We start from the raw sequence: 24,082 nt of genomic DNA, 5'->3' as shown, positions 1-24,082 counted from the left end.
TGTTCCTCAAATGTCCCTGCATATTTTTAGCAAAAAGGTACAACTAAACCCTTCTATACCAATAGGTCACACGTTTATGTTCCTTTGTTCCTACTTCTTTTAATTAAAGACTATAATAAAAAATATATAATAGCAGTATGTCACGCATATAAAGTTTTCTCAAAAAAATGAGGAACGGAGGAACATTTTATAAAATCAAGCAATTGTCCAACAGGCGATGTAGATGCGTGACTTGGTAAATGAAATAAAAAACACCCCATGAAATGGAATTCCCATAGAATGCGTGAAGTGTTTGGTTTAGATGTTTTTTTCGTACAATCATCTTACTTCTGATAATGGAGATATTTTCTAATAGTTTTTTCATCTTCTCTATCTTTATCGGTATTTAGAACTGCCCTAAAATCGTGAAACAGTTGTCTTGATAAATCATGTTCTAAATACGGTTTTTCGCATTGGTTACCCTGTATTATTTCAAATTCAATACTGCAATAGAAGTCTTAATGAAGTATATCCTTTTATAATAATAACACTGTATACACAGCGGTTTTAATGTGATATAATATATTTACCAAAATATTACAGTTACCTATGAACGGAACCGATACATAGGAAAGGTAAGAGAGGTGGGTGTCAATATCATGACGCAAACACAGATCATACTTACACAGCAAATGCAAAATCCAATTATTCATTCTTTTTTACATAGACGTGATCTCACAACACAGGACGTTACATACTTATTAAATCCGAACGAAACCCACCAGCACGATCCGTTTCTATTAAAGGGTGTCGGCAGGTGGATTGACGTTTTGCATAGCGTGAAGGGGCATTCTATTGCTATCATTCCAGACTATGATGCGGATGGTGTGCTTTCTGGTACGCTTGCGCGTGTTGGTTTATCCCTGTTCGGATTCGGAGATGCTTATCTTTACCCTCCAAAGACACGTGACGGGTACGGGTTGTCGAAGAAGAGCATAGACAACGTGTTGCAAGCACGGCCCGATATATCGGTCATTGTAACCACTGATAACGGCAGTAACGCACACGATGGTGTTTTGTATGCGAAAGAGAAGGGATTAATAGTCTTGGTTACGGACCATCACCTGGCGGAACACCCGCCTTGTGCAGATGCTGTTGTTAATCCAAATGGTCATGGCGATAATACGTACCCGTTCACACACATTAGTGGTACAGCAGTCATTTATAAAACGCTTGCTGCGTATGCACACAAGTATGTGAAGAACCCGGATGTGTGGCATGATTTTCATTCTCTAGTGCTTCTCGTTGGTATTTCGACCATTAGTGATGTGATGCCTTTAGTCAATGAAAATCGTTATTACGTCAAGGAATCCGTAAGAATGTTGACCTATTTCATTGAGGGGTACAGTGTGGGACGTGTTCTTGGTTATGATGACACACCGCTTCATCAGTATTATCGGGGTGTGGATTTGCTTGTGACGACACTCAACCAGCACGGAAAGCTGAAATATGGCATAGATGCCGATACGTTTGGTTTTATTATCGGCCCGATGTTGAACAGTCCACGGCGAATGATGGGGGAGAGCGAACTCTCATTCCAATTGTTTCAATCGAAACGAAGCGACATCGCGGATACGCGGCGTTCATTCCCGAGCGATGATTTGTTTGTGATTAATGAACAGCGCAAAGTATACGTACAAATGCTTACGACAGCGCTCTTCTCCTATATGAAAGAACATGGGGGCAGACCACTTGATTATATGATTTTCAATGCACGGATGCGTGAAGGGATTGCAGGGCTTCTTTCCGGAAATTTCACAAAAAAGTTCGGTCTCCCAAGCATTGCTTTTGGTTTAGACGAAGGGATGTCACAGAATAAACATGACCGAATCAATGTCGATATAACGGGCAGGCAATTCTTAACCGGTTCTGCTCGTTCTCCCGAAACGTTTGACCTTCACGGGTTTTTAACTGATATTGATACAGCATATCCGGGATTGATTGAGAAATGGGGCGGTCATGCTCAAGCTGCCGGGATCACCATCCGAGCGGAGAAGTATGATCAGTTCAGAGCTGTGTTTACAAGCCGGTTTATAGCTGTCATGGCTGAACAGATGACTCACCAGGAAGAATCGTCAGCATTTAATGGAGAATACGTCCTTACGACCGATGCATATGACCGTTTAATGCAGGGTGGTGCCACACATAAAAGCGAAGTGGTTCCCCTTCACAGAAATACATCGGTATTCACGAATCAGACACTTTGGGATGCGGTGCGGTTTTTTGAGCAATTAGAGCCGTTCGGAAACGGATTCCCAAGACCATCGTTTAGCGTCGCTATTGCGATGCAGGATGTGTCGCGTATTTTTTATATGGGTGCCGAAAAACAACATGCAAAGTTGATGTTATCGAATGGGCTTACCGTGATTCAATGGAATGGGGCCAAGTTGTTCGCAAGACCCGAACCAGTCGAAACGGATAAGGAAGGAAACCCAGCACCAGATGATCGGATGTTTGTCGTCACAGGAACGCTCGGTATCAATCGATTTAATGGAGATGAATCCCTTCAGCTTATCGCCACGGATGTTTGTGACATTACGCCATTAGATGAATCAAAAAAAGAAGGGGCGACAGCGTGATTGCTTATTCGCCCCTTTGTCGGTTGGTTTGATGCGTTTAAAACGCGTTGCAAACCGTCTGAATTTCATGAAGGCGATGGAATCGTCCTCGTATTTTATTTTAATGTCATTATCACCGTTATAATCCGGGCGAACTTCCCCGTCGATGACGATACATGTCATGCCAAATTCTTTCATGTGTTCGTCTATACAACGCCACAGAGTTCCGTTTATACTTATTGGTTTAGTCATGCGATCCCCGCCTTTGTTTATGTTGTAATAAGTTTTATGGTGGTTACTCTCGGATAGTCTCTTTCGACAAGCATACGCGCTGCCTGTTTAAGCGTACAGTTTATATCGCTCATGGTGAGGCGGTTGACGTTGATACGGGAGAAGGTGTGACGGAACACTCCGTGCATATTATCCCACTTTTTGAGTTTAATGTTATTTAGGTGGGGGTCTTTTTCTAAGGCGTTGCGCAATTCTTCTATTGGTACGGGCATATAATTCTCACAAACTTCCAGCCCAATACCGTTGACAACTTTGGTGAATAATTCTTCGTGTGACATCTTTTCACCGTTTGACTTTTCATTTAAGGCGTTTACACCCGCAAATTCTTTGATATTCATAGAAATGCCTCCTTTTAAGTTAGGTCGTTATACTGTCGGAGTGTTCATCAAAATGCACTGATTCGCCATCTTCCAATACGCCTTCTTGAATTAGCTTATTAACAAGAACTTCTTTAGATATGCTGGCACTTAGCCCTTTATAACCATTTCCTACTCCTTCTAAGACAGTAATAATTACAGATTTCTTATTTCCTTCAATCGTTACCTTTTTAAAATCCCTCCTTGCTTCACATCTCATTTTTGTATCTTTCCAAGACACCATCAATCATCCGAGACTTTTGATAATCTCCCTCATGATATAACTACTCACCCCTGAGAGTTAATCCTTTTAAAATGTATGCCTCACCTAATCTAAACCCTATTAAAAATGCAATAAGTAGTAGATATATAAGTTATTGTCATTGATTATTTCTCTCCTTGTGTCGTATTCTGTGTCCAGTTGGAAATAGATAAAACAGAAAGCCGAACGTCAGAAATAGACGTTCGGATGAACTGTGTGGGTCACAAGATTGATTTTTTTGGCGTATTCCACTGCGTTCCCAGTTCCGCCAGATGTCCCGTTGTGAAGCGCGAGAAGCACGTCAGAGTGACCAAGCATGCCTTCGTTCCGTAGATTCAAGAATTTCGCGGCGAGCGCTCGGCGTTTGTGTTCCTCAACGCTTTCTAGCGATCCGTATACCGATGTGAAATCAGCGCGCTCAACCTGTTCATGCCAAAAATCAATGTCGGACTGCTTGAACCACGCACTCGCCTGTTCCATCATCGGAATTTCTGCGTGAAACAGCACTCGTCCAGGATATTTTTCTTTCATAGCAAGAATCGCTTTCGACCAGACCGTGTCGCCTCCAAGTGCAAGTCCCGAATGACCGACAACTACATCGAACACGTCAAGATTCCGTTTGATGTACGTTTCGAGGTCCTCCTGCAGATGTATGTATCCATCTACCGTGAGGTCGTATCCTCCAAGTTTGTTCGGTCTGTGACCAGTGAAACCGATGTGGATTTTTGATTTTTGCATATGTTCCGCCCCTTTTTGTGAAATTGAATAGCATGTGATTTATCGTTTATTTTGCTGACGGGACGGATTGTTTTGAAAATAAAAAAGCATGTCCTGGGCCTGTCTATCTTTTCCTAGTATTGGGTTTTTGTTGTTCGTATTGGCTCTTCAACCATTATTCGGTTCTTTTTTTTATATTTAATTCAATAGTTCTCGTTTCTCTAAGACGACTTGAGTTTCCCATCCTTGACGAGTTTGCGCTTGTAATCACGGTATTCTTGCATATTTTTTCGGCCTTTTTCCTTGTTGTAATACCGTCCGTCTTTTTGCCTAAGACTCGCCTGTTTTTTTTGGAGGTCTTCCCGTTCGGGGAACAGTATGAATTGAATTAATCGGCGATCAACGTTATATTTGGCGGCGAGCGATGTCATGGTGGGACGTTCACCCTCATGGGCGTTGAAGTACTGAGTCCGGATAGCTTCTTTGTCGTCGGTCGTCAGTTTGATGCGTCGATCAAGTTTTTCATTGGTTCCGTGTTTACGGATGCTCAGTTTGTCGATAGTCGCAGGCATGGCCATGCAACTCCCTTCTTTATTTTTTCGGAAGATGTTCCGGTTCACAGGTTTTTTTGAGTTCGTTTCTGAGGGTTCCCAAAATGCCACAGTTGTCACAAATTTTTAAGTCCCGGGTGTAATTGTCACGATGGACGTATTTATTGCATTTCGTACATCGGTGATCGGCTCCGCGTATGAAATCCCAGAACGTATAGCCGGGTTTTCGATTGAATGGGTCCGCGATTCTGTCTAAGAAAGACAATCAAAATCACCTCCTTCATATAAAACATACAAAATAAGTTTTGTATTCCGTATTACGTAATATGTAATATACATATTTATTCGTTTCTCGGCCATAGATCCTTCAACTGCGACAGGTCAATAAGTCCAAGTCCGAATCCGAGACATATAACACCCGTAATAAGTAGGATCAGGGCAAAGTCGTGGTCGAATTTTGATGCGCTTCCATTACCAATTGTGGCAAAGCTCCCTAGAAGCATAAGTGCTCCGATGATTAGAGCTATGATGTGACTGTCGGTATTACTAAGGAATCCCATAGTGTACCGCCTCCTTTGTATTTAGTTTTGATTTTGTTTGATTCTCATATCGTTCTGCGGATAGGGAAATAATGAACATTCCTTTTTTCCATAATATACTTAGTGAGAGGAAGGAGGTGGTGTATTTGAGGCTGTTCGAATGTTGCACGGTTCACTTTTCTTATGTTATATCGCCCACTTTTTCTTCTAACTCCGATATCAGTCGGACAATTTCGTCCACGACATATGTTGTACTCGAAGGCGTTTGTGTCACACCGTATCTAATGGAATCAGCAAGAGCATCCATATTTCGTATAGTGGACTTGTATTCTTGAATGGTATCAATTTCAATCTCTTGTTGAGTGATATGCAAGAGCAATTTCGGAATATCAGTCCGGGCGCTTGCGATGAAGACTGCGTTTTCACTGTTCGTTGTTTGTGCAGTCAGTAACCCGCTTAGAGTTCCTACGTTATTTGCACCGTTTGGTGACTGTTTTCCGATTCACCACGGACCCTCCGTAGCTTTTTCCGTACGTTCGTGTATTTGCATTAGTTCAGCGTTGGTTAGACGTTTCGTTTCGTGAGACATTGCGATTCTCCTTTTTTTAATAAATGTGTTATTTACTCTGTGTAACGATATAGCGTCACGGGATAATTCCCAAAGACGTCCTCTATGATGACCCGGATCTCGTTCCAATTACCTCCACCGAGACCGCAACCAATACCGTAAGGCATAGCGACTGATAAATTATCCATTTTGGCAAATTCCACTAGGTGCTCAAGTGCCTTTTTAAGTGCTTCTTCGCTTGTTTGCTTTTGTGACGTACTGATGCGCGCCTGCCCGAACAGGTTACTGATAATTTTGGCTCCATCTGATGGATCGTATTGGTATACGGGTTTTCCGTCAGTCACAATCATTAGGTTCCGGCCGAGTAGTTCCTCGGGAGAGCTGTGATTATCTACAAAGGTTTTATATCTTCTGAATACGCCCGGATAGGCCTGTTTTATTTGACGAGCGACACCGCCACCCATAACGCCAAGTCCGTTGACCTGGTGGGCGATGATATGCTCGTCTGCATGAAGAATGGTTCCGTTTTTGATAGTAATTGGCATGAATAGACACTCCTTTGGAATGGGTTATTACTGTATTTATTGGACAGTACCCGTACTCTTTATCACATGTAATCATGAATCGGCTTATATCCGCCGATGAGCTCAAACCGGTTCGTGATAAAGTCATCTAGCTCTTTACGGGATACACCGTCGTATTCGTCTAGTGTATCATGTAAGTACATGGCATTGAGTGCTTGATGAAGGTCCGGGTATTTCGTTTCAATGATTCCCATGATGGTCGGCCAGTGTTGGGTGAAACCACAATGATAAAACGTATTGTCCGATGTGTCTACGACACCCATACCAGTATAGCCGTACCCCTGCTTGTTAAATTTGAATTCCAGTGTTTTATAACGGTCGGATTCGTAGATATATTGGAACAGGCACCCGCAATCTTTACGCCAGTCTTTGAGCGTAATGGCATCCAGGTTTTGTTCCTTCATGTAACGCTCCAATAGAGCGATCAGTTCGTCGTTAGTCATAGTGCGAAGGTATTCGTACCGAGCGAATTGTATGGCTTTTGTGTGCTTTCCTTCCAATTCTTCTGCGAACATGTCCATCGTGAGCCGCATGAGTGTTAGTGGGTCGTACGTGAAGCGTAGGGTCTTTTTCATTAGATTTCCCCCTTTCCTATGTCGCAAAAAATGAGCGTTAATCTATTTTCTTGAGATGTCGTATTGCAAACGGAAAACAATACGTTCCGATGGCTTGGTATTTATGACCGTTTCGTTCAAATAGGCCGTATGGCATTTTCATTTTGTATGCAAAATATGGAATAACGGTGTTGATTTTTATCCTTAGTGTTTCCTTCTAGTATTTTGGGGGATGAATGGCTATTTCCCCATAAGTGCCCTTTAAGTAATCGCGTATTAACACCTCTATTATGTATATTGTTTTTTTATATTATATTTTTTATCGGGCGAAGCCTTATTTAAAAAATTCATAAACAAAATCACACAAAAAAACACATAACGATCATTCGTCATGTGTTTTAGTTTTTTAATTACGCGTTGTAGTTAGGTTGCTTTTTTGCTTCGTCGATGATGTTTTTGATCGCAGGGATAGTGCGATTTTTGTACTTGGCAACCATCGTATCGTATTCATTTTCACCGCCGTACTGTGCTTGTTTCCAATCAGCGATCTCTTTTGCTACCATGTGTTCTTCTTGCTTGTTGTATATGCTAAGCCTTTGTCTGCGCGTTTCAGCGTATTGACGAACGTCATCTTTTTTACTTTTGCTTTGTTTTTGATAAAGCTGTTTCTCAAGCGCTAATTCCTTTTTGCTTGGAAATAAACTGTATTTGTTGATTCTCTGACGATAGTGATCCATTACAGCAATTTCTTTGTTTGCCTCGACATCAGACCAAGACTAACCTGTACCAGATCTGCTCTATCTTGAAACAAACTGGAGGATAGCGCCATATGTCATGCACTTTTGAGAGTGAGAGTGGAAGATTCTATTTGTGACTATGTGCCTTATGAAATCATGTATTTTATCTCGTCTTAGAAAAAAACACGCAGCGGAATTTCGCTGCGTGTTGGTTTATCGGGTTGGTTTAAACATCTACACCGAACTCATTCTTGATTTTTGCTTTCATGGCGTTAATAATCTCGATGTCGTGAAAGCATTCCCCTTTCCATTCATCGAAGAATTGCCGAAGTAGGGTGGTTTTTGGCATGTCGCGAATTACTTGTACTTCTTTTCGGAGTTCATCATTGTAATGTGCCCGGGCTTCTTTTCTCGTTTCAAACAGGTATTTGCGTTTACCTTCTGTCACCTGAGCGACAAGGTCATCGGTTAACTCGAACTGGAGGGTAATATGCCCCTGTTCGGCGTATGCGAGTAACTGACCATCTTCTTCGATGATTTCCATTTCAACGATAAGAGCCTCAGGGTCGTTGACATTCCATGCGTTGCGGTCTAGAAAGTAAATAACTTCCATTTGTTTGATTGTTTCTATATCCATCTCTATCACTCCTATGTATACAATACGAATTAATTTTTACTCGTTTCGTTTATTGGACATGTCAGCGACATGTCTTATCTGGCTTTTAGTGGTTTAGAGGGTCAGGCGGTTTTACATGATACGCCGTGTAAGGAAATGGTCGTACAAGCATTTTTGAAGTTGTTCCTATGCTATTTTTTGTTATTGTAAAACAGGAACACACGTTCTTATTCTAACATAAAATTTGGATTATACTAGTTATTTTGCGAAAATATGTTAAACAATTGATCATATTTTTTGGTTTTATGATTCGCTTGAGGGAGGATAGAATGATTCCCACCTCCTTTTTTTGTTCTGATTTATTCTGTTTATTGGCCATTGTGTATGCACAATGGCTGTTTTTTTTATAAAAATACGCAAGTATTTTCGTTTGGTATTTGGTCCTTTTCACACACCGAATATGTTCTTCGAAGCAGACATGTATAGGCATGTCGGTCCGGTATTTCTGACAGGTGTGTGTACCGATTTGTTTATTACGTATGTACGTAAAAGGCGCGGGCGTTTTGCGGGAATACGGACTAGGTGAAGCCCTTATTTTTACCGAAACGTAACCAGTGATCCCGATGGATCGCTGGAGGAGAGCAGGAATGATTATTAAATAGAAAGCGACGAATAGGAGCTTTCGAATGAGCACCCCGAAGGGGCAAGATTTATGGACGCGTAAGCGTTCATAAATCGCAGTAAGGGGGACGGTCAGCTATGCTGACTGACAAACGAGCGAAGCGAGGCTTGTCATACGTCCCCCTTATGCTCTTTCCCCTACACGTCACGAAAATAAGTCAGGGATGTCAAACACCGCGCGAAACCCCGGCGCGACAACGTTCAGACTACATCGGGACGAGAGACATACCGACTATGCCGCATAGTCCACCCCCGATAAACCGCGCCGTTATGCGGTCGCCCGACTATGCCGACCCCTTGCGGACAGAAAACGTGTATGACGGCATAGTGGGAGGTTCCTGGCGCGTATTTCGCCCCGGTTACCCCAAAATAGCTTCGTTTTTCGGGGCGGGTTTCGTGCTGGAATTCGAACGTATAGAGCTGAACGGTAAACGTGCTACACTTCAGATTTCGTGGGAGGAGCTGCAAAAAAATCGTGTAGGGGAAGTTGTCAAAAAAGTGGTAGCGAAACGAATGTGGAGCGTCAAGAAAAGACCTTCAAGAAATTCACACTTCGTCAAACAGCGTGGACTGAGGGAGGCGGTTGTATGTCAAAAAATCGTTTTCTGTACGTACCGATTTGAATAAAGAGGGACGAGCTGAAAAAGTCAGGAAAAACCACCGGACGAAGGGAGGCTCCGCGCTTTTTGTAAGAAGGGTGTTTCAGTGCTTTTCGTGTGGGAAGGAGGGAGCGGTTATACGAGCGTAGCGAGAGAGTCAAGAAGCACCACCGACCGACGCGGGACCCACGCGAAAAGCACTGGCTTCTCTTGATTAGATGGCCCTTTTGCGTGAATTCGGAGCGGGCTTCCGGGAGCGGTTATACGACCGAAGGGAGAGAGTCGAGAAACACCACCGATCGGAAGGCGGGACCCGCTCCGAAATGCGCAGCAACTGCTGACAAGAAAGCTGTTCGGGGTTTTTGGATCAAGGTGATAGTTGTCTGGTACTTCGAATCAAATACCGGTCTGGTGTTACAAAAAAAGAAGTATTTTCAGGATAATTATATCATGTCATATTCCACACTTATAATTATCTATATACCATGCGTTATATTATACGCATATTATCCGCATGATATACGCAATGTTACACCATTAATATTTAATGCCATATGATATGCACATTACATATCACACGATATATTCATAACCTTTATATGCATAATATATCAAACAATATACTTATTTCATGTGGCACATCATGCGCATATTAATAAGAGTACTCTTCGTGATACACTATGCGATATATAATACGACACGATATACGCATAGCTATATAATTCTTGATATCTTGCATATTTTATACATACATTGTATCCCAGCATATATGCATACAGTACCGTATATCTAACGCATCCAGGACATCCCATACCAATTTGCATATGGAGCGATATTTCGTACACACCTCATGATGCATGATATAACCATCGGGTTTTCAACAAGATCGCATGCCGATGATATACGTATGAAATATTTCAAATATACTTCTTATTTTTTGAATCTACGGATAAGGTTATGGGGTATTCTCCTTATCGTTTGATATATGGGGTTTTATGATGTAATACATAATGTGTTTATATGCTATCAAAAGAAAAACCTACACCATATGAAATAGTGTAGGTTTAAGCTATGTATTTGTCGTTTTTTAAGCAGGCTCTTTTATTGGTGACATATCAGTATTTGCACTTCTTTTATCACAAGAAGTGCAAATTGTAATCCAATTAGGATGATCCTCGTACATGGGTATCAGATGACCACCACAAGAACATTTTTCGGTGGTAGCTTCTAATTCTTGTTGCTCTTCCTCCCTTTCATTCATCTCTATACAATATTCCATTTCCGCAGCATACTCGCTTAATTTTTCTAATTCTTTTTTTAGTTTTTCGTTTTCTACTTCTAGTTCCTTGATTCTTGCAATTTCCTTTTTGTTGAATAATTTCTTGATAAATTTGAGCATATCAATCACTCCTAGTTCTTAAGTTTTTTTCATAAAGCCGTTTAATATAGCGGCTGTTTTGAAATACGTGGTCTATTTCCTCTTGGTCTTTTGGTAGCTCCATGTAAATGACATCATCTGCAATATCTTGAAACCCGTGAGCTCTTACTGTCATTCTTTTTCCCGGTCGCGCGGGTTATCGCGACAGTTTTTGGTTTTTCATTGGTTATCGATGGTGACCCTTTCTATAAAGTACCTGCGTGATCGGAGTGATTGTTCCATTTTTAATCTATTTAGCATTGATACATTGCGTGTGATTCCCTACTGTCTGTTGCAAACCATTAAGTGTACTGCGTTTTGATCAAAATATAATGATCGTAGTACAAAGCGCTTACCAATAAGAAAGTTCACGGAGCATACTTGAAACGTTGTCAAAATAAGGGGGGGGTTCTGGTATTTGAAACAATATGGATCTGCTGACCAAAAAAAGAATGACAGCAGATGAAACGACTACCAATTTAGTGTTTTAGGGAGATACATGATTTTATCCCATGTGACATACCATGCGACTTCATTTCACTTGCAGACGGTGCTGTATACCATACTGAATTTACGCACAAGTGTTCATTCATACCGTGTAAAAAAGAAAGCCCACACCGTATGATACAGTGTGGGCTGCTCTGCTTTATCAAAACACTTTTGGCATAATTTAAAGGGGTAAGGTTCATCCTTCCAATCCTAATAAGGCGTCTAATCTTTTTTCCCATTGTCGTAAGTTTTTTTCTTTTTCTATCAAAGAAGCCTCTTGTAAATCACAGGCCTTCTCTCGTTTCCATACGGCTTTTTCCCGTTCACTGAGTTCGCTTTTGTATTTTTTTAGTGTTTCGGCGTTCTTTTGTTGAACAAGTGCCGTGAACGCGGTCTCGCGTTTTTCTTCTCGGGTTTCGTATTGTTTCTTTTGATTGGGATGCTGGTCAATCCCATAATGCTTTTGATTCATCTGGATGTTGATGTTTACGCCATGATCGGACCCGTCATGGTTTCTGCCGGTATCCCACTGGCTTAGAATGTCTGAATGTAGCATAATCGTACCAGTCCGACGCTTGATAATATTTTCTTGTTCTAGTTTTTTAAGGGTGAGAGTAACGGTATTGGTACAGACATTGAGTACCTCTGATAGTTCTCTTATGGTTATTTTCAGGACATTACCATTTGTGCTTAGTGTTTCGAATAGATATGTCACAATTTTGAGCCTGGCGTTGGTGGTTAGATCCAACATGACCGCAATTTCTTTGATGATGGGTTTCATGTATTTCATCCTTTCTAATTATTATTTTTTGATTTATTTTACCCCTGAGGTTCGTATTTGCAAGGTATTTTATGATTTACCGGACCCGATTATATCGGGGCAAATAATGGCACGTATATATCCCCTGTGACATACGGTATGCGATAATTTGCATAGGTCATACCAAAAAGAAAACCAACAACCTTATGAAATGGTTGTCGGTTTAGCGTTTAGGCTGGTTGTTTTACTTTATCTTTCACAGGTATTAAGATAGTTTCTTTTCCGTCCTGAAAGTCCTCATATTCGATACCTTCTTTGGTTTTCATACTCATTATATCATTTTGAAATATGTTTATAAGTACGGGGTGTAGCGCGTTATAGATAAAATAACGGATAAGGTCTTCGTCTTTGGCAACAGCCGGTACGTAAATCTTTAACATCGATACACCCTTGATGTTCACACCATCTACCGCCACACGTATGTACTTTTCAGGTGTATTCCTTGGAACTTCCGAGTTGTGTGGAGAACATACGTAATCGTGGTCATGCAGGTATCGAAAAGCGTCTGACTCGACAATATCTTGGTATTTTTCTTGGTCGAATGATACATCCGCCACTCGATATTGTAAAATGCCAATCGCGCTTGCTAAAACGTTTAATTTCTCCATATTTTCTTCGTTCTCTTTGATATATACGGCTAATCCAATATATTGATAATCTGCCATAATTAATCGCTCCTTATTTTTTAAAGATTTTCGCTTCGGATTTTTCACTGGGTTGCGCATAGCAACCGTGGGTTTGTTGTCCACAATTACCTGACCGAAAAGCTTTTTGGTTATCTGGTTTTGCCGAAAATCCCCCGGTCTGATACACAAAAAGAGACCCTCTCTCCGGCAATCTCACCGAAGAAAAGGGGTGGATCAGAAGTAACTAATCGTTTATTCTATTGGGTTGCGACGAGAATTGGGTAGCTAGGTCTTTTGCGCATTCAATATGACATACCTTATTGAACTATATGCACGTATTGTGTTTCATTTAATGCATACTCCTTGCGACATTATCCTATATACATATATCGTACCGTAAACCACTCTCACCACACACGCACGATATAAGCAACGGACCTCCTAGCTCTTTTTGCTATCACTTAAAACGGATTATCCATTTCAAAAGTACGAGGAGATTTTTAAATACTTCGAAGAAAAGATACCAAACTATTACAAATCAATTTCAAAAAGGACTTCGTAAATACAAATGGTAATGGATATTGCTAATTTTATCCAAGATGACAATACAGATAACGTGATGGTTATTGAAGCACCAGTAGGTACAGGGAAATCGCTGGGAGCGTTAGTTCCTGTATTAAGTGAAATGAGAAATAAAACATTTAATAAACGATCCCTACTTTATGCTACGGCCACTTTGAACTACTCCACCTTACTTTTGACAAAAAATGAAGATGGAGATTCCTAAGAACACCTTCGTAACCGAAAGTTATGCGTTAGGCTATCCCTGCGGTCCCCGCAGTTAGAAGCCGCATGGCTTCGTTTTTAAGATTTATACTTGCGTTAATATCTCGATCATGATGCGCATGGCATTGTGGGCAATCCCATTCACGCAATGCAAGATTCTTAACGTCTTTATGTTGATAACCACAGCACGAACATAGTTGTGAACTTGCGAATGTTCTCGATACTGCAACGACTTGCTTGCCGTACCATTCCGCTTTATATTCAAGCATGGATCTAAATTGTGACCAGCTCACTTCGCTAATGACTTTTGCTAATTTATGATTTTTAAGCATGTTAGACACCTGCAAGTCTTCAATACCGATAATATCGTGATTTTTGATAATTTCAGTAGAAATTTTATGCAAGTAGTCCGCTCGCTTGTTCGAGATCTTCTCATGAATGCGGGCAACGTTTCGTTTTTGTTTTTGATAGTTTTTTGCTTCGCTCAATTTTCGTTTTTGCTTTATCGCTAGTTCTTTTCGTCTTGACAAAACACGTTGAGCCTTTGCTAATTTCTTTTCTAATGTGCGGAAATACTTAGGATTCTTGTGTATTGTTCCGTCTGACAAAATAGCGAAATCTTTTAGCCCTACATCTATACCAACAACGGAATCCGTCTTTTCGAAGGATTGCACATCGGTCTCAACTAAAATAGAGACAAAATATTTATTGCTTGGATTGCGTCGGATCGTTGCGCTTATGATACGTCCTTCGACCTCCCGACTTTTCGCAAATTTGATTAAGCCTAGTTTGGGTAGCTTAATTTTGCTGTCTATAAGCGTAATATTGCCGTTCGTACATTTCGTTGTATAAGATTGCACGTTATTCTTTTTAGATTTAAACCGAGGCGCTTTGTTTTGCATTTTAAAGAAACGCGCATACGAATCAGCTAAGTTTTTTAGCGATGATTGAAGCGCAACGCTATCCACTTCTTTTAACCATTTCAACTCTTTTTTCAGTTGGGGTAATTGTGAAGAACAAGTGTTATACGTCAAACCCTTCCCTTTCTCCTGATACGTGTGATTCCATTTCGCCAAGAAATGATTAAATACAAAACGGGAACAACCGATTGTTTTCATAATAAGCGTTTCTTGAGACTTATTCGGATAGATACGAAACTTGTATGCTTTGTGAACGTTCATGTCATTTCACCTCTTTTCTATAGTGTGATTATAATATTAAACGACTGATAATTCAGCGTTTTAATGCATTATCGCTCAATGTTCGAGTGAAAAAATACTAAAAAAAAGGACGATGCATCTCTACCCTAGTTTAGCGGGGAGGTGCAATCGTATTTCAGCATAGTTTTTTGGCGATTACTGCTTGACACCCAAAATATCGTTGATTTTCCAAATCATATCTTGTTCAATGGGCTCGTAGTTACCTTGGATTTCTTTTACGATTTTGATATAGTTTTCCGGTGTGATATCCGTGATTTCATCGGATTCTTTGAGATGTTCGATTTGTTGATTGATCTCACTCATAATCCACGCTGTTTCGATTGGGTCATGGTTTTCTGCTTCTATTGGGATATCAATAGAATTCTGCATGTGAAGACCGCTTTCTTCAACCCAGCCCATTTCCTCTTCAAAGCTGCTATCTGGATTATTTCTTTCAAGTTCTTCCTCGTCTACTTTTACGATCACTACTTTTATGGCCATCATGTACACTCCTTTTGCGTTTTTTTCACGTTCTTAGGTAGAATCGTCACTCGCTTTTTCGGTTGCGCATTAGGCGCGACGGCCTTTAAGGCGGTTTTACGTAGGCGTAAATTGCGTGGCGCCTGGTTACAAAAGAAAAACCCCCTTTTAATTAAAGAGGGTTTCGCTGTGTTAGTAATATTTAAGTTCGCAAGGATATTCGAACAATGCTAGTTGGCTTTGAAATTATATAAAGGTTTTACGATGTGGTTGATTTCAACTGAACCATCGATGCTATCTATGATTTCATCGATTGGTTTGTATGCCATTGGTGACTCGTCTAAGGTGCTCTCACTTACACTCGAAGACCACACACCTTCCATTGTTTTTGTAAATTCCTCTAAGTTTAACTGTTCTTTTGCTCTCGAACGGCTTAGCACTCGACCTGCCCCATGAGGACCCGAGAAGTTCCAGTCTTCATTACCTTTACCCGTGGCAATAATAGATCCGTCTCTCATGTTGATCGGGATGATGACTCGTTCTCCTGCCTGTGCGGAAATAGCGCCTTTTCGAAGTATCATATTGTCCATATCGATATAATTGTGGATTGTCGTGAACCCATCCACTAAATTCCACCCCATTCGAGTAACAATTTCGTTCACCATGGCTTTTCTATTTAATAGCGCATATTACTGTGCTATCTTCATATCTTTCATGTAATCGTTAAAGCTATCACCCTCTAAATAGGCGAGTTGTTTGCTGATTTTTGGATTTTTGATGCCTCGTAAGGCTTCATGAATATCGCGTTCTCGACCTTCTGACTTTAATCGTGTGATGATTTCCTGTTTCTTATCTTTTAGATTCATTAGTTCATCATAAGCCCGATTTTGGTAGTATTCCGCAATTTGTTTCCCTAAATGACGTGAACCGGAATGAATGACAAGAACAACCTTATCTTCAAGTTCATATTCCTCCTTTTGGCTTCCTATGTTTTATCGGTTGCCTCTGCAACGGGTGAGGAAAGCTACTTCTTTAATGACCCGAGAATGGTATTGCTGCGGCGATTTCACAATTTGATACGTATGTAAATTATTTGATCCAAGCCATAAAATAAAAGCTTTCATGAGGGAGCGACATCGTCCGTCATTCCATCCGAAACCGGGTATTAGAGTGAGTGCCGCATCTGACCATAGTACATTCTTTAGTCGATAGCTTAAATCGTTGACGTTCATACTACTAAAGACCTCCTTTACAAAAAGAAAAACCCTATACTTAAATAAAGGGGAACTAGCGTTGATTGTATCAGCTTTTACGTTCACATACTTTACTGGTTTCGCTTGGCGCGACTTTCGTATAAAGAAAAAACAATTAAGTTTCTTGGCTTTCGTCTCTTTTTCTATTAAACTGTAAATACATTACTTTATTGTCTTTTTATTGTACGAATAGGGTAAAGATATTTGTAAGAGAAAGGGGCGCACATAATGAAAAGTACCGGCATTGTAAGGAAAGTGGATGAATTAGGCCGAGTTGTTCTCCCAATAGAGTTGCGCAGAAGTTTAGACATACAGGTAAAAGATCCCTTAGAGATTTTCGTAGATGAAGAACGAGTTATCCTGCAGAAATACAAAGCAAGTAAGACATGTTTTATTACTGGAGAAATAAGTGACGAGAATATAGAATTACCTGGTGGTCAGTATATAAGCCAGAAAGGAAAAGAAATTCTCAAAAAATATCTCTAAAAGAGTTCAACAGTACAGGAATCGCTTAGCGTTTCCTTTTTTTATTACACTTTTCAGGGCTATGTAAAGAGATCTAATAGAAAATTGGAGTGAATTGTTTATATTAAAAGATAGTGATAAAATTCATGAATCGTTTTCTAATTTATAATTGTTCAGATTAAACAGCAGTTTATCCATTGTGTTACGTCTTAATAGAAATACGGAAGACTGACTGCAATCAATTATTCGAGAGATTCTATCTACAGATAAGTTTTTGTAATAACGGTAGTGAATAAACTCTTTTTCTTTATTATTTAATCTTTCTAAACAAGATTCAACTGTATTAACAATGAACGTAGTTTTTTCATATCGACTTACAAGACTACGTATGCATTTTTCAGGCCGTTGCGATACATGATCAGTCAAAAAATCGTTACTACAAGAAGTCAGAAGTTCTAATTGATTTAATAAATTTTTTTGAGCGATTTTATAATTGTTAAAATTATACAGATAATGTTCAATAATTTTTATTTTTCTTTGTTTGGATTTTCGCATTCACCTATCAGCCTTTGTATTTATTATAATATCTCAATTAATTTCACTCGTTGATTTGTAAAACTTATTGACAGAACAACTATTCAATTAGAAGTATTTGATTTTTGAGAAAATAAACTACGCGGGAATTTTTAAAATAGAATTCCATTTGAAGAATGATAAAACAAATAATCAGCCATAAGATTTTACAAAATAATTAGCCTTCTAGGGTATGAGTTCGGTATTGTATTGGACTCATGCCTTTTAATTTTGATTAAATTTATTTGTCTTATATTATTGACTCCTATTCATAATTTTATACTGTTTTAGACTACGATTGCTAATTAAGATACCACCCCCTTTGTATTTATTATAGCACTTAGACTATAACCCCCTCGACATATTTTGCATTTTTTTCATACTTTGTTAAAACTTTGAAATTAATAATTTAATTATTATTGTAATTGAATCAACATTTAGAAGGGGGACCTTATTTTGGTAAAAAGCAGTAAGGAAATTATACATAAACAGAACTTAAAGAAGTTAGAAAGCCATTTGAAAAATTATAAAATATATAAATCAGCAATAAGAAATTTACAAAAACAATTAGAATTTCTAGTACCAGAATTAATAGTTAAATATAAAAATAGCTGTTTCAATAAGAACTTTAGATTATCCCTTGAGCAAGAAACTACTTTAGACAACATATCTAAAGAAAAAGCAATTAAATTATGCGAATACCTGTTTTATTATAGAGTTATCGTTAATTCAATTGACGAAGCGATAGAAGAATTAAATGAAATAGATTATAATTTTGTTGTTTGTCGTTATATTGAAAACTATTCTATTATACAAACTTCTTTAGAATTAGGTTATAGTGAAAAATATATTTTCAATATAAGAAAACAAGTCCTAAATAAACTATTAATCTCATTAAATGGTCTTTTATTTCTTGAGTAACTATAGAATTTAGATTTTACAGATAAAAGATACTATCACTCTGTTAGTACATATTGGCTAATACAAACTAACGCTTATTAGTAATTAGTATTATGTTTGTTGATTTTTCATCTTTTTTTTCAACAAATTTAGCGGTCTTCCCTCAGAATTAACGTGGAAAGACCGCATTTTAAAGTGTTATTATATTTTCTGCTAGATATAATTTAGGGGATTCTTATAAAAGACTGCTAAAAATTTATACATTGATTTTTATAATTCCATCCCCCTTTTATGGATATTACCGTCTTACTAAGAATGCCGGTGTGATATTTTGAGAATTACTACCGTTGTAGGTGATATAAGCACGCATACGATAATTACCTGCTGGCTTACCCTTTAGATAGATATGTTTTGTAACTCTTTTATCAAAGTAACCGTCTTGCATGTCTACACATTCCCAATAGCTACCGTTATACCATTCTGCACAAAGTGTATAATACACTCTATACACGTAAGTAGAGTATATCTTGCTCATTTCAAAATCGATAGTTGTTGCATTTTCTGAATAGACATTGTAATCTGTACTCCCATTGATGGCAATCCACTTATCAGCGATTCCCCAATCATGGTTTGCTTCATATGAAAAATGAGCCATTTTTTTACCTCCTCTCAATACGTTATTGTTAAACCTTAAATAACATGTTCTAAGGTTGTACCAATAATATAACTGTCTTTTTAGTTGCTTCGGTGCCTAATTAAGTAAGAAAAATATGAACTAAAAATAATAGTTTATTACATAGGAAGTTGTTTTTAATTGATTATTCCAGAATTATTCTTGAATTTTGAACTACGTTTAGAAATCATTACGTCTTATATATAGAGGTGTTAAAAAAAGGAGGGATAAATGTGTTCTTCTCGGAAGATTCTCATCAATTTTACGAACAGCAGGACATTGCTATTTTTCAAAAGGATTCAACAGAGGTAATTGAAAACATTATGGATGCATATGGGGATGAAATTAAAAAATTAATTTACACATACGTTAAAAATACAGCTGATACAGATGATATTACACAAGAAGTATTCATTACTATTCACCAAAAGTTAGATACTTTTAAAGGTAAATCATCATTAAAAAGTTGGATTTATTCAATTGCAATAAATAAATGTAAAGATTATTTAAGAAAGTGGCAATTTCGAAATAAAAAGTTAAAAGATACATTAACAAATTCAGTTCATATTTCAAAAATACAAGTTGAAAATCCTATAGATTTCACAATAAAAAAAGAGGAAGCACAAGAGCTATTAGATAGTGTAATGAAGCTATCCGTAAAGTATAGAGAAATTATTGTGCTGTATTATCTTAAGGATTTATCAATTAAAGAAATTAGTTATATTTTGAATGTGAAGGAACCGACTGTACGAACAAGATTGCTTAGAGGACGTGATAAGTTAAAAAACCTTCATAATAAGGAGCGATGATTAATAATGAATAAACGATTAGAAAATTTAAATACTGACATTGAGAATAAAATCCCTACCTCTTTCACAGGGGTGGATAAACATGAAATATTAGAGAGAATTAGAAACGGTAAATCAAATCCGCATCGTAATCGAATGTATCATTTATTTCCAAAAATAATTACAGCGGCTATAGTAGCAGCTTTAATTTTTATAGGAATTGGTATTACTAGCGGGGATAAAACTAATTTCTTAAATAATGGTGGAGTAAATTCTGGTGGACCTATTCAGTCACACAAAGAATATGTTGATGAACAACAAAAAAAGGAGAAACTATCCTCTGATGAAGCAGAAGAATATTTAACTGTTGGGGGGAAGGCTAACCCAGCAGAATATTCTTCTAATTTTCATCTATATATGGCTCATCTTGCCTCTGCAGGTCTTACAAATAATACGAGCGTTGATAATAAAGGAGAACCACTTGGGAAAGAGGAAGTCAAAAGCATATTGGAAAGCATTAATGAAAGTTTAAGCAAGATTAAGTATGAAGGTGAAAAAGAAGAACAGCTTCAAGAGGTAATAAAACTAACTAATCAAGCAATAAAAGAAGATGTGATAATTGGGAACAAAAAATTAAATGATATTCACAATATATTACACGAGCTTGATAATTACTTTAATGAAAACCCTTTTCAAGATACAAAATAGATGAATAAAGATTTATCAAAAAATCATTAAGTTATCTTTAATATTGTGGAAAAACACAAAGAATCCATTTTGAAAATTATAATCAAAATGGATTCTTCTCTTATAAATTATTAGTACGAATACCAAATTGTTGCTTAATCAATACCACCTCTATACTAATCGATAATACCTTAAAAGTATCCTAATATAAGCCATCACTTAATTAGGATGTAATACTTTTAAATATTTTTTCTAGCTTCTTTTATTCCTTCCTCAATTTCTTTTAAGGCCTTATCGTAATTTCCATCTCCCGTTATTTCTTTAATTTTATTTTTGTTTGAATCAGACAGTTCATAATCTTTTATGACGATTATTTTCCCATCATTTATAACAGTACCATCATCATTAAATGAAATACTTACATGTGTATCAGAATCAGGTTCATAACCAGGATTTAAATTTTTAGGAACGAATGAAGAAGATGCTCCTCCATTATGTTCTACATATACAATATAATATTTATTTTCTTTTCCTTCATGTTCCTTTCCTATTAATCCATTTGCATTTATTAAAGGATCTTCATCCATAGGCAATTTAACACTGTTACTTGTACTGTCAATATTATCCTTGTTATTATTTGCAAAAATAAAATAAGTTCCTATTGACAATACAATTATTGCTAACATTGAGGTAATAAAAACCATTTTCTTATTTTTCATCAGAATTCCTCCGTTTCTATTTACTTCTCAATTAAAATTTGCTTAGTGATTTTGAACTCTTTTGTCAAGAAAATAATGCTAACTAATATAACATCAAAACAAAGTAATACAATAGTAATCATCATAAGTAATGATAAGCTATTTAATATAGAGTAACAAATCATGAATGATAAATACCAGAAAACTAATATAGATAAATATACGAACAAATGTTTTTCATGAAATCTATAACCAAAAATCCATTGTAATGCTAGTAATTGTTTATTCATTTCTATATAGAACATTGCTGAAAAAAACAATAAAACAGCTGTTAATATTAAGAATATTATACAATAAATAGTAGTTAATTGTAATGCTTCTTTGTTGTTTTCGATTTTTTGTTCTACACTTGAATAAGCTATAGATACTGTTTCCCAAGTATTATCTAACTTGTATTTAGTTAAAGCCTCATTTGTGTCTTTAAATGGGTTATGCTCACTACTATTTTTAGTATAATAACCGTATCCTCTAGATATTGTATTAGACAATAAAACTGGGTCGAATTTGTAATTAACAACTACAGCAATTGGATCAGTTATGTAATAGTTATTTTCGGCAGCCATTTGAGGAGAGAACGAAAAATAGGATTGGTCATCTTTAACATATATAATATTAACGTTAACTGCTTTAGGATCATTTAGATTGAAAGCTCCATGATAATCTCTACTGATTACCTCCTCAATAGCCTCTTGGTGTTTTTGATATTTTTGAGGCACCAAAACTATAATTTCATTCTCATTTGGTTTTGAAATCTTAACTTGTTTATTATCAATACCATATATTGGGTTTATTAATAGGTAATTCTTATCTACTTCTACTTTTCTTCCTTCCATTCCCCAAGGGTTAGTATTAAGATCTTGATCTTGATTTTTATTTTTCAATTCTGGATTTAAATAAAATATAGATGGAGATATATAAAAAGCCCCATTAGATTCTAATTCTCTATAAAATTGTCTAAAACGATCCCTTTTTTCTTCACTCTGAAAATCAAGAAACTCCTGTTCATTTATAACCCCTAAATATGAATATTCCTTTAATATTTCCCATTTTTCTTGTTGATTACTTGCTGACTTTAATTCTTGAAAAGTACCAACTACTTGTTGCAGACCTAAAGTAAGAAAAACAGCTAATATAAGACGGACAAATATATTCATAAAGAATATTAATTTTACTGGCTTTTTATTTTTAATCATTTGAGAAATATGAATACTCTTTGTTCCTATCCATGCGAGTAAAATTATAATAACTATTATAAATAGTATTAATTTAATATTTTCAAACCAAAAATTCAAAAAAGGTAAAAATTGCTGATATTGATTATAATAGTATAAAAATATTACCAATCCTATTATCATAACAAACAATGACCATAAGATGATTTTAGTATATCTGAGAAATAAATAAATTAATATATGTAAGGGAGCATCGCCTAACATATACCTAACACCAATAGATTTATACTCTTTAACTATATCGTATAGCATCGCCAACAGTATTAGTAAACACAGAACAAAAGTTACAATATAAATCATGTCTTGATATGGATAATTTGTAAAATAAGTTTCATTTTGCTGATTTGATATTGTGACTAAAAAACCATAATCAGTCGCTATTTTTTTAAATCTTTTAGCTTTGTCTTTGTTATTTAGAGTGTACACTCCTTTTATGTCTTTGGTTTTTTCAGCAGCGATCATTGGACGAATTTCAATTGGGTCAAAACTATGAAATATTTCTAACTGTCCTATTTGGTGCTTGTTTTTTGTTTGTACAGTTGATAAAAAATCATTAGCATTACTGTTTTCATCTAGTAAATTTCCGTTTTTAAGCTTTAAATTTGTTTCTTCAAAGTAAGTATCAGAAGCATAAAAGGTCACATAGTATACTATTTTATCTTTATTGTCATTATTTCTTTCATATGAAATACGCTGTAAGTTTACTTTAGCCTTTCTAGCAGCTTCTGTTAATAATTGATAATTTTCTAATCTATTTCTCTCAGCATTCCCCTCTTCTATATTTATATTCCATTTTTCCTCATTATTATGATAATTAAATGATTGAAACTGCAAAAATTCAAACTGCTTAACAGATAAAAAACTTATAATTAAAAAAGTTGTAGTCAACAGAAGAAATATTAGTCTTTTCATATTATAATTCCTTCCTCTATAAATTAAGATTTTTCTTAAGCTTTCTTAACCATCCATTGTGGATAAGATCAAGTTTCACTTCCTAACGACTGATAAATTTGGTTAAACAAAGTTACGGGTGAATAAACTCTCCCATTTTTCTTGGCGAATCGCACGAAAATTCCTTCGGCGACCATCCCTTATAAATAAAATATGACCGGATACTCCATGCTTTTTTAAAAATAAAAATCTGATTTTTATTTTTAATAGATCGTACGCACATTGGATAGATGTGGAATATCTTGATGAGATTGATTCACCATTATATTTAGTCGCGCTAATTTAATGATTTGGTATGACGTGGGTCCTTTTAGAATCATAGATCGCAAAACT

At 36.9% G+C, this 24,082-nt stretch carries 23 protein-coding genes and 1 pseudogene; 6 read left to right on the top strand and 18 right to left on the bottom strand.

Annotation, left to right across the window (positions count from 1 at the left end):
• Positions 1 to 638 precede the first annotated feature (638 nt).
• Positions 639 to 2,618: a single-stranded-DNA-specific exonuclease RecJ gene (locus JUJ52_RS02910; protein WP_228088683.1), complete on the top strand. Its 1,980-nt coding sequence runs from the start codon at positions 639 to 641 to the stop codon at positions 2,616 to 2,618.
• On the opposite strand, the gene JUJ52_RS02905 is transcribed toward JUJ52_RS02910, so the two are convergent.
• From JUJ52_RS02905 to JUJ52_RS02850, 12 genes are all read right to left on the bottom strand, one after another.
• On the bottom strand, positions 2,592 to 2,849 hold the full coding sequence (locus tag JUJ52_RS02905) for a hypothetical protein (RefSeq protein ID WP_228088682.1): 258 nt from the start codon (positions 2,847 to 2,849) through the stop codon (positions 2,592 to 2,594). The genes JUJ52_RS02910 and JUJ52_RS02905 overlap by 27 nt on opposite strands.
• A gap of 17 nt (positions 2,850 to 2,866) precedes the next feature.
• Positions 2,867 to 3,226: a hypothetical protein gene (locus tag JUJ52_RS02900; protein ID WP_228088681.1), complete on the bottom strand. Its 360-nt coding sequence runs from the start codon at positions 3,224 to 3,226 to the stop codon at positions 2,867 to 2,869.
• Between the two features lie 19 nt (positions 3,227 to 3,245).
• A complete protein-coding gene (locus JUJ52_RS02895) occupies positions 3,246 to 3,485 on the bottom strand; it encodes a hypothetical protein (protein WP_228088680.1) in 240 nt (79 codons plus the stop codon).
• Between the two features lie 210 nt (positions 3,486 to 3,695).
• Complete coding sequence (locus JUJ52_RS02890; protein WP_228088679.1) at positions 3,696 to 4,244, bottom strand: hypothetical protein; 549 nt, start codon at positions 4,242 to 4,244, stop codon at positions 3,696 to 3,698.
• A gap of 200 nt (positions 4,245 to 4,444) precedes the next feature.
• Entirely contained in the window at positions 4,445 to 4,801 is a 357-nt protein-coding gene (locus JUJ52_RS02885; protein ID WP_228088678.1) for a hypothetical protein, read from the bottom strand.
• Between the two features lie 1,133 nt (positions 4,802 to 5,934).
• Positions 5,935 to 6,426: a macro domain-containing protein gene (locus JUJ52_RS02880; RefSeq protein ID WP_228088677.1), complete on the bottom strand. Its 492-nt coding sequence runs from the start codon at positions 6,424 to 6,426 to the stop codon at positions 5,935 to 5,937.
• 62 nt (positions 6,427 to 6,488) lie between these two features.
• A complete protein-coding gene (locus tag JUJ52_RS02875) occupies positions 6,489 to 7,040 on the bottom strand; it encodes a hypothetical protein (RefSeq protein WP_228088676.1) in 552 nt (183 codons plus the stop codon).
• Positions 7,041 to 7,429: 389 nt separating this feature from the next.
• On the bottom strand, positions 7,430 to 7,756 hold the full coding sequence (locus tag JUJ52_RS02870; protein ID WP_228088675.1) for a hypothetical protein: 327 nt from the start codon (positions 7,754 to 7,756) through the stop codon (positions 7,430 to 7,432).
• Between the two features lie 226 nt (positions 7,757 to 7,982).
• Positions 7,983 to 8,393, bottom strand: coding sequence for a hypothetical protein (locus tag JUJ52_RS02865; RefSeq protein WP_228088674.1), 411 nt, complete (start codon positions 8,391 to 8,393; stop codon positions 7,983 to 7,985).
• Between the two features lie 2,346 nt (positions 8,394 to 10,739).
• Positions 10,740 to 11,051 carry a hypothetical protein gene (locus JUJ52_RS02860; RefSeq protein WP_228088673.1) on the bottom strand — a complete coding sequence of 104 codons (312 nt, stop codon included), beginning with the start codon at positions 11,049 to 11,051 and terminating at the stop codon, positions 10,740 to 10,742.
• Between the two features lie 703 nt (positions 11,052 to 11,754).
• Positions 11,755 to 12,339 (bottom strand): replication/maintenance protein RepL, encoded by a 585-nt coding sequence (locus tag JUJ52_RS02855; protein ID WP_228088672.1) that lies wholly within the window; start codon positions 12,337 to 12,339, stop codon positions 11,755 to 11,757.
• Between the two features lie 209 nt (positions 12,340 to 12,548).
• Entirely contained in the window at positions 12,549 to 13,193 is a 645-nt protein-coding gene (locus JUJ52_RS02850) for a hypothetical protein (RefSeq protein WP_228088671.1), read from the bottom strand.
• A 379-nt stretch (positions 13,194 to 13,572) separates the two neighbouring features.
• On the opposite strand from JUJ52_RS02850, the gene JUJ52_RS02845 reads away from it, so the two are divergent.
• Positions 13,573 to 13,791: a hypothetical protein gene (locus tag JUJ52_RS02845; protein WP_228088670.1), complete on the top strand. Its 219-nt coding sequence runs from the start codon at positions 13,573 to 13,575 to the stop codon at positions 13,789 to 13,791.
• Positions 13,792 to 13,819: 28 nt separating this feature from the next.
• Here JUJ52_RS02845 and tnpB read toward each other — a convergent pair whose 3' ends face one another.
• From tnpB to JUJ52_RS02830, 3 genes and pseudogenes are all read right to left on the bottom strand, one after another.
• The gene (gene tnpB, locus JUJ52_RS02840) at positions 13,820 to 14,971 is read right to left on the bottom strand and encodes an IS200/IS605 family element RNA-guided endonuclease TnpB (RefSeq protein WP_228088669.1); all 1,152 of its coding nucleotides are present in this window, start codon (positions 14,969 to 14,971) and stop codon (positions 13,820 to 13,822) included.
• Positions 14,972 to 15,145: 174 nt separating this feature from the next.
• Positions 15,146 to 15,490, bottom strand: coding sequence for a hypothetical protein (locus JUJ52_RS02835; protein WP_228088668.1), 345 nt, complete (start codon positions 15,488 to 15,490; stop codon positions 15,146 to 15,148).
• A gap of 209 nt (positions 15,491 to 15,699) precedes the next feature.
• A pseudogene (locus JUJ52_RS02830) lies at positions 15,700 to 16,425 on the bottom strand (RtcB family protein); the annotation flags it as partial.
• 525 nt (positions 16,426 to 16,950) lie between these two features.
• On the opposite strand from JUJ52_RS02830, the gene JUJ52_RS02825 reads away from it, so the two are divergent.
• Both JUJ52_RS02825 and JUJ52_RS02820 read left to right on the top strand, forming a co-directional pair.
• A complete protein-coding gene (locus JUJ52_RS02825; RefSeq protein ID WP_228088667.1) occupies positions 16,951 to 17,208 on the top strand; it encodes an AbrB/MazE/SpoVT family DNA-binding domain-containing protein in 258 nt (85 codons plus the stop codon).
• A gap of 1,008 nt (positions 17,209 to 18,216) precedes the next feature.
• The gene (locus JUJ52_RS02820; RefSeq protein ID WP_228088666.1) at positions 18,217 to 18,681 is read left to right on the top strand and encodes a sigma-70 family RNA polymerase sigma factor; all 465 of its coding nucleotides are present in this window, start codon (positions 18,217 to 18,219) and stop codon (positions 18,679 to 18,681) included.
• 277 nt (positions 18,682 to 18,958) lie between these two features.
• Here the strand turns inward: JUJ52_RS02820 and JUJ52_RS02815 are convergent, their stop codons facing one another.
• Positions 18,959 to 19,315: a hypothetical protein gene (locus JUJ52_RS02815; RefSeq protein WP_228088665.1), complete on the bottom strand. Its 357-nt coding sequence runs from the start codon at positions 19,313 to 19,315 to the stop codon at positions 18,959 to 18,961.
• A 251-nt stretch (positions 19,316 to 19,566) separates the two neighbouring features.
• Here JUJ52_RS02815 and JUJ52_RS02810 point away from each other — a divergent pair, with 251 nt between their 5' ends.
• Positions 19,567 to 20,142 carry a sigma-70 family RNA polymerase sigma factor gene (locus JUJ52_RS02810; protein WP_228088664.1) on the top strand — a complete coding sequence of 192 codons (576 nt, stop codon included), beginning with the start codon at positions 19,567 to 19,569 and terminating at the stop codon, positions 20,140 to 20,142.
• Positions 20,143 to 20,148: 6 nt separating this feature from the next.
• Positions 20,149 to 20,829, top strand: coding sequence for a hypothetical protein (locus JUJ52_RS02805; RefSeq protein WP_228088663.1), 681 nt, complete (start codon positions 20,149 to 20,151; stop codon positions 20,827 to 20,829).
• Positions 20,830 to 21,047: 218 nt separating this feature from the next.
• On the opposite strand, the gene JUJ52_RS02800 is transcribed toward JUJ52_RS02805, so the two are convergent.
• Entirely contained in the window at positions 21,048 to 21,527 is a 480-nt protein-coding gene (locus tag JUJ52_RS02800; RefSeq protein WP_228088662.1) for a hypothetical protein, read from the bottom strand.
• Between the two features lie 20 nt (positions 21,528 to 21,547).
• Positions 21,548 to 23,710, bottom strand: coding sequence for a hypothetical protein (locus JUJ52_RS02795; RefSeq protein ID WP_228088661.1), 2,163 nt, complete (start codon positions 23,708 to 23,710; stop codon positions 21,548 to 21,550).
• Between the last annotated feature and the right edge of the window lie 372 nt (positions 23,711 to 24,082).

This window comes from Virgibacillus sp. AGTR, assembly GCF_016919725.2.
Taxonomy (GTDB): Bacteria; Bacillota; Bacilli; order Bacillales; family Amphibacillaceae; genus Virgibacillus; species Virgibacillus salarius.
The sequence above is the reverse complement of the archived record's forward strand: the minus strand, read 5'-3'. Positions and strand labels throughout refer to the sequence as shown.